The 15,229-nt window shown below is 69.4% G+C and carries 15 protein-coding genes and 1 pseudogene; 8 read left to right on the forward strand and 8 right to left on the reverse strand.

Annotated elements, in window-relative coordinates; all coding sequences use genetic code 11:
* Positions 1–75: 75 nt before the first annotated feature.
* Positions 76–2,808, reverse strand: a complete 2,733-nt coding sequence (ppc, locus tag QF035_RS21980; protein WP_307522169.1) for a phosphoenolpyruvate carboxylase — start codon at positions 2,806–2,808, stop codon at positions 76–78.
* A gap of 296 nt (positions 2,809–3,104) precedes the next feature.
* Between ppc and QF035_RS21985 the strand changes: the two genes are divergently transcribed.
* The 4 genes from QF035_RS21985 (at position 3,105) to QF035_RS22000 (ending at position 5,380) form a co-directional block, all read left to right on the forward strand.
* A complete protein-coding gene (locus tag QF035_RS21985; protein ID WP_307522170.1) occupies positions 3,105–4,118 on the forward strand; it encodes an acyl-CoA desaturase in 1,014 nt (337 codons plus the stop codon).
* Positions 4,115–4,786 (forward strand): TetR/AcrR family transcriptional regulator, encoded by a 672-nt coding sequence (locus QF035_RS21990; protein ID WP_055617961.1) that lies wholly within the window; start codon positions 4,115–4,117, stop codon positions 4,784–4,786. Before QF035_RS21985 ends, QF035_RS21990 begins: the two co-directional genes overlap by 4 nt.
* Positions 4,787–4,883: 97 nt before the next feature.
* Positions 4,884–5,135: a type II toxin-antitoxin system Phd/YefM family antitoxin gene (locus QF035_RS21995; protein ID WP_307522171.1), complete on the forward strand. Its 252-nt coding sequence runs from the start codon at positions 4,884–4,886 to the stop codon at positions 5,133–5,135.
* The gene (locus tag QF035_RS22000; protein ID WP_307522173.1) at positions 5,132–5,380 is read left to right on the forward strand and encodes a type II toxin-antitoxin system RelE family toxin; all 249 of its coding nucleotides are present in this window, start codon (positions 5,132–5,134) and stop codon (positions 5,378–5,380) included. The genes QF035_RS21995 and QF035_RS22000 overlap by 4 nt, the downstream gene beginning before the upstream one ends.
* On the opposite strand, the pseudogene QF035_RS55810 reads toward QF035_RS22000, so the two are convergent.
* Positions 5,355–5,453, reverse strand: a pseudogene (locus QF035_RS55810) (glyoxalase); the annotation flags it as partial. The gene QF035_RS22000 and the pseudogene QF035_RS55810 overlap by 26 nt on opposite strands.
* Positions 5,454–5,688: 235 nt before the next feature.
* The gene (locus QF035_RS22010) at positions 5,689–6,498 is read right to left on the reverse strand and encodes a trans-aconitate 2-methyltransferase (RefSeq protein WP_307522174.1); all 810 of its coding nucleotides are present in this window, start codon (positions 6,496–6,498) and stop codon (positions 5,689–5,691) included.
* A 137-nt stretch (positions 6,499–6,635) separates the two neighbouring features.
* Between QF035_RS22010 and QF035_RS22015 the strand changes: the two genes are divergently transcribed.
* The gene (locus tag QF035_RS22015; RefSeq protein WP_055617964.1) at positions 6,636–7,133 is read left to right on the forward strand and encodes a MarR family winged helix-turn-helix transcriptional regulator; all 498 of its coding nucleotides are present in this window, start codon (positions 6,636–6,638) and stop codon (positions 7,131–7,133) included.
* Here the strand turns inward: QF035_RS22015 and QF035_RS22020 are convergent.
* Positions 7,092–7,859, reverse strand: coding sequence for a LuxR C-terminal-related transcriptional regulator (locus tag QF035_RS22020; protein ID WP_307522175.1), 768 nt, complete (start codon positions 7,857–7,859; stop codon positions 7,092–7,094). The genes QF035_RS22015 and QF035_RS22020 overlap by 42 nt on opposite strands.
* Positions 7,860–8,110: 251 nt before the next feature.
* Here QF035_RS22020 and QF035_RS22025 point away from each other — a divergent pair, with 251 nt between their 5' ends.
* Positions 8,111–8,566: a GNAT family N-acetyltransferase gene (locus QF035_RS22025; protein ID WP_307531323.1), complete on the forward strand. Its 456-nt coding sequence runs from the start codon at positions 8,111–8,113 to the stop codon at positions 8,564–8,566.
* A 274-nt stretch (positions 8,567–8,840) separates the two neighbouring features.
* Here the strand turns inward: QF035_RS22025 and galK are convergent, their stop codons facing one another.
* The 3 genes from galK to galT are packed head-to-tail and all read right to left on the reverse strand — an operon-like array spanning position 8,841 to position 12,063.
* A complete protein-coding gene (gene galK, locus QF035_RS22030) occupies positions 8,841–9,992 on the reverse strand; it encodes a galactokinase (RefSeq protein ID WP_307522177.1) in 1,152 nt (383 codons plus the stop codon).
* Positions 9,992–10,981, reverse strand: coding sequence for a UDP-glucose 4-epimerase GalE (gene galE / locus QF035_RS22035; protein WP_307522178.1), 990 nt, complete (start codon positions 10,979–10,981; stop codon positions 9,992–9,994). The genes galK and galE overlap by 1 nt, the downstream gene beginning before the upstream one ends.
* Positions 10,978–12,063 carry a galactose-1-phosphate uridylyltransferase gene (gene galT, locus QF035_RS22040; protein ID WP_307522179.1) on the reverse strand — a complete coding sequence of 362 codons (1,086 nt, stop codon included), beginning with the start codon at positions 12,061–12,063 and terminating at the stop codon, positions 10,978–10,980. The genes galE and galT overlap by 4 nt, the downstream gene beginning before the upstream one ends.
* A 122-nt stretch (positions 12,064–12,185) precedes the next feature.
* Here galT and QF035_RS22045 point away from each other — a divergent pair, with 122 nt between their 5' ends.
* The gene (locus QF035_RS22045) at positions 12,186–13,904 is read left to right on the forward strand and encodes a sodium:solute symporter family protein (RefSeq protein WP_307522181.1); all 1,719 of its coding nucleotides are present in this window, start codon (positions 12,186–12,188) and stop codon (positions 13,902–13,904) included.
* A 21-nt stretch (positions 13,905–13,925) separates the two neighbouring features.
* Positions 13,926–14,243 carry a hypothetical protein gene (locus QF035_RS22050; RefSeq protein ID WP_307522182.1) on the forward strand — a complete coding sequence of 106 codons (318 nt, stop codon included), beginning with the start codon at positions 13,926–13,928 and terminating at the stop codon, positions 14,241–14,243.
* Positions 14,244–14,323: 80 nt separating this feature from the next.
* On the opposite strand, the gene QF035_RS22055 is transcribed toward QF035_RS22050, so the two are convergent.
* Entirely contained in the window at positions 14,324–15,025 is a 702-nt protein-coding gene (locus QF035_RS22055) for a helix-turn-helix transcriptional regulator (protein WP_307522184.1), read from the reverse strand.
* Between the last annotated feature and the right edge of the window lie 204 nt (positions 15,026–15,229).

The raw sequence follows: 15,229 nt of genomic DNA on the forward strand, positions 1-15,229 counted from the left end.
CGGGGAACTGCGCGACCAGCCCCCACGCGCCCGCAGACAACACAAGGCGGCTCCCAACGGAGCTCTTCCCGGCGGTCAGCCGGTGTTGCGCAGCCCGGCCGCAACCCCGTTGACCGTCAGAAGCAGAGCCCGGGACAGCAGCGGATCCGGCTCCTCACCGGCGGCAGCCGCATCACGCTGCCGCTTCAGCAGAGCGACCTGAAGGTAGGAGATCGGGTCAAGGTAGGCATCCCGGATGGTGAAGGTCTGCTTCAGCACCGGGTGGGCATCCAGAAGCCCCGGCTCACCGGTGATGCGCAGCACCTCGCGCACGGTCAGCTCGTGCTCGGCCCGGATGCTCTCGAAGACGTGCTTCAGCTCGTCCGGGACGAGCGTGTCGACGTAGTGCCCGGCGATCCGCAGATCCGTCTTCGCCAGCGTCATCTCGACGTTGGAGAGGAAGTTGCGGAAGAAGTGCCACTGCTCGTGCATCTCCTCCAGCACGCTGTCCAGACCGGCCTCGCGCAGCGCCTTCAGACCGGAGCCGACACCGAACCAGCCGGGCACGATCTGCCGGGACTGGGTCCAGCCGAACACCCACGGGATGGCGCGCAGACCGTCGAGCGAGACGCCCGAGCCGGGGCGGCGGGAGGGCCGCGAGCCCAGGTGCAGGTCGGCGAGCTGGTCCACCGGCGTGGAGGCGAGGAAGTACGTCGGAAGGTCCGGGTCCTCGACCAGCCTGCGGTAGGCCGCGTGGGCGGCGTCGCTGACCACGTCCATGGCCGCGTCCCAGCGGGCCAGTGCCTCGTCGGACTGGCGCGGCGCGGTGTGCAGGGCCGAGGCCTGCAGCGTGGCCGCGACCGTGAGTTCCAGGTTCTCCCGCGCCAGCGACGGCACGAGGTACTTGTCGGAGATGACCTCGCCCTGCTCGGTCACCTTGATCTCGCCCTCCAGCGTGCCCCAGGGCTGCGCGAGGATCGCGTCGTGGGACGGACCGCCGCCACGCCCCACCGTGCCGCCACGGCCGTGGAAGAGGCGCAGCCGCACACCGTACCGATGGGCCACGTCACGCAGTCGCCGCTGCGCCCGGTGGATCTCCCACTGCGAGGTCGTGATGCCGCCGAACTTCGACGAGTCGGAGTACCCGAGCATGACCTCCTGCACGTCACCCCGCAGCGCCACGAGCCGCCGGTAGGACGGGTCGGACAGCATGTCCTCCAGGATCGTGTCCGCGGCCTTGAGCTCGTCCGTCGTCTCCAGCAGCGGCACGATGCCGATCTTCGCCCAGCCGGCGTGCAGATCGATCAGCCCGGCCTCGCGGGCCAGCACCGCCGCGGCGAACACGTCGTCCGCGCCCTGGCACATCGAGATGATGTACGACTCGATCACCTCGGGTCCGAACACCCCGAGGGCCCGCTTCACGGTCTCGAAGACACCGAGGGTCTTCTCGCCGGCCGCGTCCAGCGGTGCCGGGGTGGGCCCGAGCGGCCGCCGGGACCGCAGCTCCTTGGCGAGCAGCTTGTGCCGGTACTCGCGCGGCATGTCCTCGTACCGCCACGACTCCTCGCCGAGCCGGTCGAAGAGCTGCCCGAGCGCCTGGTGGTGGGCGTCCGCGTGTTCCCGTACGTCCATGGTGGCGAGCTGGAGGCCGAAGGCGGCGAGCGTGCGGATCGTACGGTTCATGCGGCCGTCGGCGAACAGCGCGCCCCGGTGCTCGCGCAGCGAACTCTGGACGAGGGTCAGGTCCTGGAGCAGCTCGGCTGTGCCGAGGTAGTCCCGGCCGTCCTCGTGCGGGGTGCCCTTGGCGAGGCGCTGCTTGGTGTTCTCCAGCTTCTGCCGGATGCAGGTGGCCTTGAGCCGGTAGGGCTCCTCGGCGTTGAGGCGCTTGTAGCGGGGGCTGATCTCCGGAAGCAGCTCCAAGTCGGCCCGCAGGGAATCCAGGAGCTCTTCGGTGGCCCCGGTGTAGCGGATGGAGTTCGACAGGAAGCCGCGCAGCTCGTCGATCAGCTCCAGCGCGTCGTTGATGCCGTGCTCGTGCTGGAGGATCAGGACGTCCCAGGTGACCTGCGGGGTCACGTTCGGGTTGCCGTCGCGGTCGCCGCCGATCCAGGTACCGAAGGTGAGGGGCCGGGTCTCATCGGGCAGCGTGACCCCGACGCGCTCCAGCTCCGCGGTCAGGTCCTCCAGCACGTCCCCGACGGCGCCGGCGTGCAGCTCGTCCAGGTAGTAGATGGCGTTGCGGGCCTCGTCGGCGGGCTCGGGACGCACCACGCGCAGCTCGTCCGTCTGCCAGACGAGGTCGATGTTCTCGGCCAGACGGGTGTCGTAGCGACGCCGGTCCGCCTCGATGACGGGCGTCTCCAGCAGGGCGGCGATCCGGCGCAGCTTGTTGAGGACGGAGCGCCTGGCCGCCTCGGTGGGGTGCGCCGTGAAGACCGGGCGAACGTTCAGGTGCTGCACGGTCGCGCGCAGGTGCTCGGGGTCGGCGTCCTTGAGCCGGTCCGCCGTGCGGGCGAGCAGTCCGCCCTCGGCGGCCCGCCTGGCGCGCAGCTCGCGGCCTCGGTGCACCTGCTCGGTGACGTTGGCCAGGTGGAAGTAGGTCGAGAAGGCGCGGACCAGCTTGGCCGCGGTCTCCAGTTCCGTGCCGCGCAGCAGCTCGGCTGCGGCTTCACCGTCCTCGCGGGTGAGGCGGCGGACCTTCTCGACCAGTTCCAGAAGCTCGGGCCCCTCCTGACGTACGAGGGTCTCGCCCAGCAGATCGCCCAGGCGGCGGATGTCGGCGCGCAGCTCACTGCTGGTTGTCGTGGTCTGGTCGTCGGCACTGCTCACAGGTGCGGCTCCTTGCAGTGTTGAAGCTCGTCTGGAGGGGAACCCGTCACCTGGGCGGCGGGCGCGCATCGGCGACGGGGCATCCGGGAATGAAACAGAGCGGACCGCGCTGTCCGACCGACCTTAAGGATAGGTGTCCATACGGACGCGCAGTCTCTCGGGCTCTTGCCGCCGGGCGAGGCACTGCCATACTTACGACGCCGTAGGTTACGGAACCGTAGGCGCGGTTTCCGGTAACCCGGCAGGCGCGATTACCGGCCACTCTCACAACCCTCGACCCCACAGGGGACGCTCCCATGACCACGAGTTCCGATGTGATCGATGACGCCCCCGAGGCGAACAACGACGACACCGCACTCCGCTCCGCCACGCTGGGCGGCGAGCAGAAGCGCTCGATCGAGCAGATCACCCTTCTCCTCTTCATCACCGTCCCCTTCCTCGCGGTCCTCGCGGCAGTGCCGCTGGCCTGGGGCTGGGGCGTGAGCTGGCTCGACCTCGGCCTGCTGGTGTTCTTCTACTACCTCGGCTGCCACGGCATCACGATCGGCTTCCACCGGTACTTCACCCACGGCGCCTTCAAGGCGAAGCGCCCGCTGCGCATCGCCCTCGCGATCGCCGGCTCGATGGCGGTCGAGGGGCCGCTGGTCCGCTGGGTGGCCGACCACCGCAAACACCACAAGTTCTCCGACGCCGAGGGCGACCCCCACTCGCCGTGGCGCTTCGGCGAGACGGTCCCGGCGCTGATGAAGGGCCTGTGGTGGGCCCACATCGCCTGGATGTTCGACGAGGAGCAGACGCCGCAGGACAAGTACGCGCCGGACCTGATCAAGGACAAGGCGATCCGCACGATCTCGCGCCAGTTCCTCCTCTGGGCCGGGCTCTCCCTCATGCTCCCGGCGCTGATCGGCGGCCTGGTGACGATGTCCTGGTGGGGCGCGTTCACGGGCTTCTTCTGGGGCTCGCTCGTCCGGGTGGCGCTGCTGCACCACGTCACCTGGTCGATCAACTCGATCTGCCACGCGGTGGGCAAGCGCCCCTTCAAGTCGCGTGACCGCTCGGGCAACGTGTGGTGGCTGGCGATCCTCTCCTGCGGCGAGTCGTGGCACAACCTCCACCACGCCGATCCCACCTCCGCCCGGCACGGCGTCGAGCGCGGCCAGGTGGATTCCTCGGCCCGCCTCATCCGCTGGTTCGAACTGCTCGGCTGGGCGTACGACGTGCGCTGGCCGTCACGCTCGCGTATCGATTCCCGCCGCAACCCGGACGGGAAAGGCTCCCGACGCAAGGCGGAGGCCGCCGAACCGGCATGATTGACGGCGTGGCCGACTCCAGCACACCCAGCAATGAAAAGCCGCGGCGCGCCCGCCGCACCCGGATGACCGGTGCGGAGCGGCGGGCCCAGTTGCTGGAGATCGGCCGCACCCTCTTCGCCCAGAAGGGCTTCGAAGCGACATCGGTGGAGGAGATCGCGGCAAAGGCCGGCGTCTCCAAACCGGTGGTCTACGAGCACTTCGGCGGCAAGGAAGGCCTGTACGCGGTGGTGGTGGACCGCGAGATGCGCCGCCTACTGGACGGCGTAACAAGCTCACTGACAGCAGGCCACCCACGCGAACTGTGCGAGCAGGCAGCGTTCGCCCTCCTCGACTACATCGAGGAGTACACGGACGGCTTCCGCATCCTGGTCCGCGACTCCCCCATCCCCCAGTCCACGGGCTCCTTCGCATCCCTGATCTCGGACATCGCGACACAGGTGGAGGACATCCTGGGCCGCGAGTTCAAACGCCGCGGCTTCGACCCGAAGCTCGCCCCTCTCTACGCCCAGGCCCTGGTCGGCATGGTCGCCCTCACCGGCCAGTGGTGGCTCGACGTCCGCCGCCCGAAGAAGGCCGAGGTGGCCGCCCATCTCGTGAACCTGGCCTGGCACGGCCTGGACGGCCTGGAAGCCAAGCCCCGCCTGATAGGGCGCCGGAAGTCGTAGCAGGCTCTACGCCGGGAATGCGCGGGTCCACGCATCTTCCGCCCGAAAGAGTTGAATCAAGCGACCGCAAGGTCAACCTTGTGGTACCTATGTGTCCATGACTGAGATTGCGATCAGCGCGGCTCGTTCCCAGCTCGGCGATCTGGTCCGCCGGGCCGCTCACGGCCGCGAGACCATCGCCCTCACTGACCACGGTCACGTGGCCGCGCTACTGGTCTCTCCCCAGGTGATAGAGGATCTCGAAGACGCCCTCGCGGTCGCCGACTACCAGCGGCGCAAGGCCGAGGGCAGCCTCGAAGAGGGCATCCCTCACGAGGAAGTCGGGCGCATTCTGGGGCTGCGTCCGTGACCTATCGCATCATCTGGGAGCCGAGCGCCACGAACGCGGCCGTGCGGTTCCTCAAGGACGACCCCACGGGGCTCGCCGCCGTCTACGAAACCGTCGACGAGCTCGCCAAAGTCCCGCGCCCCTCCAACTCCACCGCTTACGGCCCCAACATCCGGCGCCTTCGCGTCGACAATTACCGCGTCCTCTACCTGATCGACGACAGCGTGATCCGCATCCTCATCACCCACCTGGGCCGCACGCCCTGAGGGTCGGCTCCAGGAACTCCAGCCGATTGCCCACCGGATCCTCGGAGTAGAAGCGGCGGTGGCCCGGCAGCTCACCGCCGCCCCTCATGCGGCGAGGCGGGCCGCCTACGCCTCAATCCCCGCCACCCGCAGCCGCCGTACAACCGGGCGGGGCCGTGCCGGTATGTCACAGCCCGCCGCATACGGCTCCCGCAACAGCGCCCACCCCACTACACGGGGCAGTACGCCCCGCCGCGGCGGGCTGGACATACCGGCACGGCCCCGCCCCACCCACGGCCGGCAGGCGCACGAGGCCCACCCCAAAACACCTAGCCCTTCCGAGCCACCACAAACAGCCGCCGAAACGGAAGCACCGTCCCGTACGGAGCAGCCGGGTAGGCCTTGCGGAGCAGGTCGCGGTACTCCTCGACGAAGGCGACCCGCGCCTCCTGGTCGTCCGCGAGGGCGGTGAGAGCGGGCCGCAAGCCCGTGCCCTTGGACCAGTCGAGCACCGGATCCTCGCCCTCCAGGAGCTGCATGTAGGTCGTCTCCCAGACGTCCACCGCGCATCCCAGACGGGCCAGCCGGTCCAGATACAGGAGCGGCGGATGAACGGAGTCCGTCTCGCGAAGGACGCCGTCGAGGCGCCCCTTCCACCGAGCCGACCCGGCGAGCTCACGCATCAGCACATGCAGAGGCGCATCAATGTTGTTCGGGACCTGGAAGGCAAAGGTCCCACCGGGGGCCACCGCGTCGACCCAGCCGGGCAAGGCGTCCAGATGCCCCGGCACCCACTGCAGCGCCGCGTTCGAGACGATCAGGTCGTACGTCTCCGTCGGCGCCCAGTCCGTGAGATCCGCGTGGGCGAAGTCCAGCCGCCCGCCCCCCGCCGTGGGCCCCGCGTGCTCGCCCGTCCTGGCCAGCATCTCCGCGGAGTTGTCGTACCCCGTGATGCACGCGCCAGGCCACCGCTCGGCCAGCTGCACGGTCACGTTGCCGGGCCCGCAGCCCAGATCGGCGACGCGGGCCGGCTCGCCGGGCAGCGCCGGCACCCGGTCGAGAAGCTCGGCGAAAGGCCGGGCCCGATGCTCCGCATGGCGCAGATACTGGCCCGGGTCCCAAGTGGGGGTGGTAGGCATGAGGGCCTCCTCGAAGTCACGACCGACGCCGCATCCGACGTCCCGAAGAAACCCCAGCCTCACACCGCAACTCTCTCGACGTCAAGAGACTTCACGTCAAGAGACTTCATGTCGACACAACCACTACACTGATCGCCATGGAGGACGAGGTCGATCGGCTGGTCGCTGCGTGGCGCCGGGAGCGCCCTGACCTCGACGTGGAACCGCTCGAGGTACTCAGCCGCGTGAGCAGGCTCGCCAGGCACCTGGACCGCGCACGCCGGATCGCGTTCGCCGAGCACGCCCTGGAGCCCTGGGAGTTCGACGTCCTGACGGCGCTGAGGCGCGCAGGAACCCCGTACCAGCTCTCCCCCGGCCAGCTGCTCACCCAGACGCTCGTCACCTCGGGCACGATGACGAACCGCATCGACCGGCTGGCGAAAAAGGGCCTGGTCGAGCGTCTCCCCGACCCCAGCGACCGCCGCGGCGTACTCGTACGTCTCACCGAGGACGGCCGCGACCGCGCGGACCAGGCGCTGGCCGGACTCCTCGACCAGGAGCGCGCGATCCTGGCGGAACTCAGCAGGGCCCAGCGCGGCGAACTCGCGGGGCTGCTACGCCAGTTGACCGCCCCGTTCGACAACATCCCCGGCTAGGTCGACAGGCCCGACCCCGGCCCGGCGCGCGAGCGCAACGGCGGCGAGGGTGGAGTGCACGCCGAGCTTCCCCAGCACGTTCTGCATGTGCGTACGGACCGTGTGCGGCGAGAGGAACAGCCGCTCGGCGACGGCCTTGCGCCCCAGCCCCGCGACCATGCACCGCAGCACTTCCCGCTCCCGCGGAGTCAGCGACTCCACCAGCCGCTCGCTCTCCGTACGGTGTTTCCGCGCGGCGGTCAGCTCACGCAGGACGCCGGTGAGCAGCGCGGGCGGCAGATGCGTCTCGTCCCGCAGCACGCCCCGTATGACGGTGAGCAGCCGCGACAGCGAGCAGTCCTTGGCGACCCAGCCCGAGGCACCGGCCTGCAGGGCGAGCGCCGCGCGACGCGGGTCGTCCTTCTCGGCGAGCACGACCGTACGGACGCTGGGCTGGCCCGAACGGACGCCCGCGACCAGCGAGATGCCGTCGACCAGGCCCTCTTCGTTGTTGTCGTGGACGGGTACGGCCGGGCGGGCGCCCGGCACGTTGCCGCCCAGGTCGGCGTCGACGAGGAGCACGTCGAATCTGCGGCCTTCGGCGGCCGCACGCTCCATGCAGCGCAGCGCGGCCGGGCCGCTGCCGGCCGCGGACACGTCGACATCGGGCTCGGCGGCCAGGGCGGCGGCGAGCGACTCGGCGAAGATACGGTGGTCGTCGACGACCAGGACACGGATGCGAACCACTGAAACCCCCACTGCTCGGGGGACGGCCGGCGCAGATACGGCGCCCGGAGATCCCGAACTCCTACGCTCGGAAAACGGGGTGCCGCAGCCGCACGGCCGCCGCCGTGCTGGACTGCTACCCCCACTCCGGGCGTCGTACCCGACTGTCTCGCCCCCTGATCAGCACCGGCCCCCACCGGTGCTGCTCATCAGAGTACGGCCGGGCAGCAGGAGCGGAAGGTGATTTGCAGAACTGATTGGCCAGCGCGTTTATGGTGAGCCGTATGTTTCGTATTGAGACAGAAGTCGACAAAGAGCGTAGTCAATTCCTGCGTTCACGGCTACGGGACGCGAACATCTCTGCGTCTCCCGTGCTGCGTTCTCTGCGCGGAACCCCTGGTGAACGGGAAGTTCCGCTCCAGGTCTGGGCGTTGGATCCGGCCGGTGGGGTCGCGGGGGGTCTGGTCGGGCACACGTGGGCGGGGTGGCTGCACGTGACGTATCTCTGGGTCGACGAGCGTCACCGGGGCGGCGGCCTCGGCTCGCATCTGCTGTCCCATGCGGAACATCTGGCCCGTACGTCCCGTGGTTGCCGCAACTCCCGCCTGGAGACGTGGGACTTCCAGGCCCCGGTCTTCTACCGCAAACGGGGCTACGAGGTGGTGTGCGAGATCCCGGACTATCCCCCGGGGATCACGGAGTACACCCTGACGAAGCACCTCCCCTGACCCAAGGCATTTTTCGCCCCCGCCGCCCCTACCCTCCCCCACTCTCGGCTTCGCTCGAGCGGGGGGACCCCCATCGTCACTAACTCAGGGGCTCCGCCCCCGAACCCCCAAAAGACTGCGCAGTTCCCCGCGCCCCTTAGGTCTTCAGGGGCGCGGGGAACTGCGCGACCAGCCACAACGCACCCGCACCCGACAACACACCCCACGGGGTCTGGGGCGGAGCCCCAGATGGACGGGAATGGGTAGGGGCGGCGGGGGCGAGAAAAGGCCGTGGTCAGGACAGGCGGCGGGCGCCCTCCGACGGCACCGCGGGGAACACCCTGGGCGCCGTGAAGCCCGCCGCCGCGAACGCCTCCTCCACCGCCTTGGTGATCGTGTCGGCGTCGGCGGACTCCACCAACACGATCGCCGAGCCGCCGAAGCCACCCCCCGTCATGCGAGCGCCAAGCGCCCCCGCCTCGTTCGCCGTGGCGACCACCAGATCCAGCTCCGGGCAGGAGATCCGCAGATCGTCGCGCAGCGAGGCATGACCGGCCGTGAGGATCGGGCCGATGCCACGCACATCCCCCGCGTCCAGCAGGGCGATGACCTCATCGACCCGGTGGTCGTCCGACACGACATGGCGTACGTAGCGACGGACCCGCTCGTCCGACAGACGGGCGAGGGACGCCTCCAGGTCCTCGTACCGGACATCCCGCAGGAACGGGACCCCGAGCAGCCGCGCCCCCTCCTCGCAGCCCTCCCGCCGCTCCGCGTACTCCCCGTCGCCCAGCGCGTGCTTCACACGGGTGTCGACCACGAGGAGCCGAAGCCCGTGGGCCGGCAGGTCGAAGGGGACCTGGCGGATGGACAGGTCACGGCAGTCGAGGTGGAGGGCGTGGCCCTCCGTGGAACAGGCGGACGCCGTCTGGTCCATGATTCCGCAGGGCACGCCCACGAAGTCGTTCTCCGCGCGCTGGGAGACCCGGGCCAGCTCGGGCCCGGACAGCCCCAGGTCGAACAGGTCGTTCAGCGCCAGGGCGGTGACCACCTCCAGCGCGGCCGAGGACGACAGGCCGGCGCCCGTCGGGACCGTGGAGGCGAGGTGGATGTCCGCGCCGGTGACGGCGTGGCCGGCCTCGCGCAGCACCCAGACGACCCCCGCCGGGTAGGCGGCCCAGCTCGTGTTCGTCAGCGGCGCCAGTTCGTCGACGTGCAGTTCGACGACCGGGCCCTCGATGTCGGCCGAGTGGATGCGCAGTACGCCGTCGTCGCGGCGCGAGACCGCCGCCACCGCCGTGTGCGGCAGCGCGAGCGGCATCACGAAGCCCTCGTTGAAGTCCGTGTACTCACCGATGAGGTTGACCCGGCCGGGTGCCGCCCAGACGCCGTCGGGGGCCGCCCCGAAGAGCGCTTCGAAGCCTTCTCGTACCTGCTGTGCCCCCACTAGCTCTCCTTCGACTTCGCGATGCTCTGCTGCGCGATGTTCTGCGCGAACTCCCACGCGTCCGCGACGATCCCCGCGAGATCCGCGCGGGACGGGTTCCAGCCGAGACGCTCGCGGGCCGCGGCCGCGGAGGCGACGAGGACGGCCGGGTCCCCGGCGCGGCGCGGGGCCGCGACCTCGGGGATCGGGTGTCCGGTCACCTGACGGACGGTCTCGATGACCTCGCGGACCGAGAACCCGTTGCCGTTGCCGAGGTTGCAGATCAGGTGCTCGCCCGGCTGCGCCGCGGCCACGGCCAGCAGGTGGGCCTCCGCCAGGTCCGCGACGTGGATGTAGTCGCGGATGCAGGTGCCGTCCGGGGTCGGATAGTCGTCGCCGTAGACGGAGATCGCCTCGCGGCGGCCCTGGGCAACCTGGAGGACCAGTGGGATGAGGTGCGACTCGGGGTCGTGCCGCTCGCCGCTCGCGCCGTACGCGCCCGCCACGTTGAAGTAGCGCAGCGACACCGCCGCCAGTCCGTGCGCGGCCGCCTCGCCGGTGATCATGTGGTCGACGGCGAGCTTGGAGGCGCCGTACGGGTTGGTCGGGGACGTCGGGGCGGACTCGACGATCGGGGTGGTCTCCGGCTCGCCGTACGTCGCCGCCGTGGAGGAGAAGACCAGCTTGCGGACGCCCGCCGAGCGCATGGCCGCCAGCAGGGCCATCGTGCCGCCGACGTTGTTGTCCCAGTACTTCTCGGGCTTCACGACCGACTCGCCGACCTGCGAGAACGCGGCGAAGTGGAGCACGGCGTCGAAAGAGGAGTCCAGCCACTTGGCGGCGTCGCGGATGTCGCCCTCGATGAACTCGGCGCCCGCCGGGACGCCCTCGCGGAAGCCGGTGGAGAGGTTGTCGAGGACGGTCACCTCGTGGCCCGCCTCCAGCAGATGCCGGGCGACCACGCTGCCCACATAGCCCGCGCCGCCGGTGACCAGGTACTTCCCACTCATGAACTCGCTACCTCTCGCAGTCGCTGGGCCGCGGCCTCCGGCGGCACGTCGTTGATGAACACACTCATGCCGGACTCGGAACCCGCGAGGAACTTCAGCTTGCCGGAAGTGCGGCGGATGGTGAAAAGCTCGAGGTGGAGCGCGAAGTCGTCCCGCACCACACCGTCGAACTCCTCCAGCGTGCCGAACGGCGCCTGGTGCCAGGCCGAGATGTACGGCGTCCGCGGTTCACCCACACCTTCTTTCCCTCCGTCCCGCCCATCGAAGATCCGGTCGAAGCGCCTCAACAGTTCCAGATAGACCTTGGGGAACTCTGTGCGTGCCCCCTCGTCGAGACCCAGCAGGTCCGGCACGCGGCGGCGCGGGTAGAGGTGCACCTCGTACGGCCAGTGCGCGGCGTACGGCACGAAGGCCACCCAGTGCTCGGTCTCCAGCACGATCCGCTCGCCGGCCAGTTCCTTCTCCAGCACGGCGTCGAAGAGGTTCTCGCCGCCCGTCCCCTCCTTGTGTGCCGCAAGTGACCGCAGCATCAGGGCCGTTCGAGGCGTCGTGAACGGGTACGCGTAAATCTGCCCGTGCGGATGTCCGAGCGTCACGCCGATCTCGGCGCCGCGGTTCTCGAAACAGAACACCTGCTCCACGGAGGGGAGATGCGACAGCTCGGCCGTGCGGTCGGTCCACGCGTCCAGGACCAGTCCCGCCTGCTCCTCGGTCAGATCGGCGAAGGACGCGTCGTGGTCCGAGGTGAAGCAGACCACCTCGCAGCGACCGGAGTCCCCGGCCAGCGACGGGAAGCGGTTCTCGAAGACCGCGACGTCGTACGAGGAGTCCGGGATCTCGCTCAGCCGGTCGCCCTCGGAGGGGCACAGCGGGCATTCGTCGGCCGGCGGATGGTACGTACGGCCCTGCCGGTGGGAGGCGATGGCCACCGCGTCGCCGAGCAGCGGATCGCGGCGTACCTCCGATGTGGTGACCGTCCGGTCGAGCGGGCGCCGGTCCACCGCGTCGCGCACCGTGTCGTCGCGCGAGTCGTAGTAGATGAGCTCACGACCGTCGGCCAGCCGGGTCGAGGTCTTCTTCACGCCGGACTCCCCATCCGTACCCGATCAAAGCATTCAACAGAAGCAAACACATCAAACCACAAATCCCCACGGCCGTCACCACCACAACCAAACAAAGAACACCAAAGTGAAGTGAGTGCTGAATGCAGACCCCCACATATCCAGCTCCCACATATCCGGCCCCCACGTCGCCCGTGCACCTGGCTGCCGAGCTGCGGCTCCCCACCAACTGGCTCGACTACACGATCCTGGCGATCTACTTCGTCGTCGTGCTCGGCATCGGCTTCGCGGCCCGCCGCTCGGTGAAGACCAGCCTCGACTTCTTCCTGTCCGGGCGTTCGCTGCCCGCCTGGGTGACCGGTCTGGCGTTCATCGCCGCCAACCTGGGCGCGACCGAGATCCTCGGCATGGCCGCCAACAGCGCCCAGTACGGCGTCTACACCGTGCACTGGTACTGGATCGGCGCCATCCCCGCCATGGTCTTCCTGGGCCTGGTGATGATGCCCTTCTACTACGGCTCGAAGGTCAGGTCCGTCCCCGAGTTCCTGCTGCTGCGCTTCGACAGGGGGGCGCATCTGCTCAGTTCGATCCTGTTCGCGTTCGCCGCGATCCTCATCGCCGGGGTGAACCTCTACGCGCTCGCCATCGTCGTCGAGGCGCTGCTCGGCTGGCCGCAGTGGGTGTCGATCGTCGTCGCGGGCTTCTTCGTGCTCGGCTACATCACCCTCGGCGGTCTGTCGTCCGCGATCTACAACGAGGTGCTGCAGTTCTTCGTGATCCTCGCCGCGCTGATCCCGCTCTCGGTGCTCGGGCTGAAGAAGGTCGGCGGCTGGGACGGTCTGACCGACTCCCTGACCGCGTCCCACGGCGCCGACTTCACCACCGCGTGGGGCGGCACCGGCATCGGCAGCGACAACCCGCTCGGCGCCAACTGGCTCACCATCGTGCTCGGCCTCGGCTTCGTGCTGTCCTTCGGCTACTGGACGACCAACTTCGCCGAGGTGCAGCGCGCGCTCTCCGCCAAGAACCTCTCCGCCGCCCAGCGCACCCCGCTCATCGCCGCGTTCCCGAAGATCTTCATCGTCTTCCTGGTGATGATCCCGGGGCTCGTCGCGGCCGTGCTCGTGCCGAAGATCGGGACCTCCGGGTCGGACCTCCAGTACAACGACGCGATCCCGTACCTGATGGAGGACCTGCTGCCCAACGGCGTCCTCGGCATCGCGGTGACCGGTCTGCTGGCGGCCTTCATGGCGGGCATGGCGGCCAACATCTCGTCCTTCAACACCGTCTTCACGACGGACATCTGGCAGAAGTACGTGAAGCGCGACGAGGAGGACACGTACTACGTGCGCTTCGGGCGTCTCATCACGGCGATCGGCGTCATGGCGTCGATCGGCACGGCGTTCCTCGCCTCCTCCTTCTCGAACATCATGAGCTACCTCCAGACGCTGTTCTCCTTCTTCAACGTGCCGATGTTCGTCGTCTTCATCATCGGCATGTTCTGGAAGCGCGCGTCCATGAAGTCCGGCTTCTGGGGCCTGCTCGCGGGCACCACGGCCGCGATGATCAACTACTTCGTCCTCTACAAGCAGGACATCATCGGCATCCCCTCCGACCAGGGCGCCAACTTCGTCTCCGCGATCGCCGGGTTCGTGGCCGGCGCGGTGGTCATGTTCGCCGTCTCGCTCTTCACCGCGCCGAAGCCGGCGGAGGAACTCCAGGGGCTGGTGTACGGGACCAGCTCGCCCGGCATGGAGGAGCCGCCGGCCAAGGGCGACGACGCCTGGTACCGCAAGCCGGCCCTGCTCGGCTGGGGCGCGATCATCCTGGCCGCCGCCTGCTACATCCCCTTCTCCTTCTGACGACCGGAGGCCTGATCACCCATGCCCGAGCACTCTGGGTATTCCGACCGCGATCTCCAGCGCGAAGTCACCGAACTGCAGGGCAAGTCCGCCACCGCGGCCCGCCTGTTCGACATCCGCCGCATCATCGGCGGCCTGTTCGTCGTCTACGGGATCATCGTCACGATCGCCGGCATCACCGAGTCCGACGCCGACATCGCCAAGGCCCAGGACGTCAACATCAACCTCTGGACGGGCCTCGGCATGCTGGCGCTCGGCCTGTTCTTCCTGGCCTGGCTGTGGCTGCGCCCGACGGCACCGCCCCCACCGGACCTGGACACCGAGCGACCCGCCGAGTAACCGCCGGGCACGGCTGGCGCAGGTACGGGCCGGAGCCGCACCACGCGACTCCGGCCCCGTACTCGTGTACCGGCCCGGGGCTAGACCTCGGACCCCGCGTCCGACGCCGGGTGCTGAATCGGCCCCGCGCGGTCCAGCAGCCCCGTACGGGCGGCGAGCGCGGCCGCCTCCAGCCGGGAGCCGACGCCCAGCTTCATCAGTACGCGCTGTACATGGGTCCGTGCCGTGCTCGGCGCTATGCCCATGCCGGCCGCGATGAGCCGCGTGTCCTCGCCGTCGGCCACCCTCACCAGCACCTCGACCTCTCTCGGCGTCAGCATCTGGAGAAGCCGCTGGCCCTCGTCGTCAGGCTGCGCGGCCGGGTTGAGCAGTTCGCTGAAGGCGCCCTGCAGAAGCTGCGGCGCCACGGCCGCCTCCCCCGCCCTGGCCTTCATGATGGCCCGCTCGACACCCTCTATCCGCTCGTCGTGCCGTACGTATCCGGACGCCCCGGCGGCGAACGCCGCGGCGATTCCGCGCGGGTTGGGCACCGGTCCGAGGACCAGCACCGCGACCTGCGGCCGCTCCCGCTTGATCCTCACCACCGGGTCGAATATCCCCGGTTCGGCGGGCGTCGCCGTGCCGATCAGGCACACCTCCGGCGCCCTTGTGATCACCAGCTCCGCCGCTCCCGCGGCAGGCGCGGCCGCGGCCAGCACACGGTGTCCGCGCAGCTTCAAGGCCGAGGCCAACGCCTCGGCGAGCAGTCGGTGGTCGTCGACCACCATGAGCCGCACTCCCATCGAGCCCAACCCCCCAGTCCCCCCAGGATCCCCACTGGTACCCCATGGATAGGAGCCCCCCGGCTCTCCATCCCCCGGAAGCTACACGCTTGTTCGACGTTGCGCTTCCCCTACTGGAGAGAAGTGCCCCGGATTTCCGAAATTCCTCGCATTCGCGAGCGATGGGCCGTACGAGAACGACCCCACCCCTGAGCAGGGACGGAG

Source organism: Streptomyces umbrinus, from assembly GCF_030817415.1.
Lineage (GTDB): Bacteria > Actinomycetota > Actinomycetes > Streptomycetales > Streptomycetaceae > Streptomyces > Streptomyces umbrinus_A.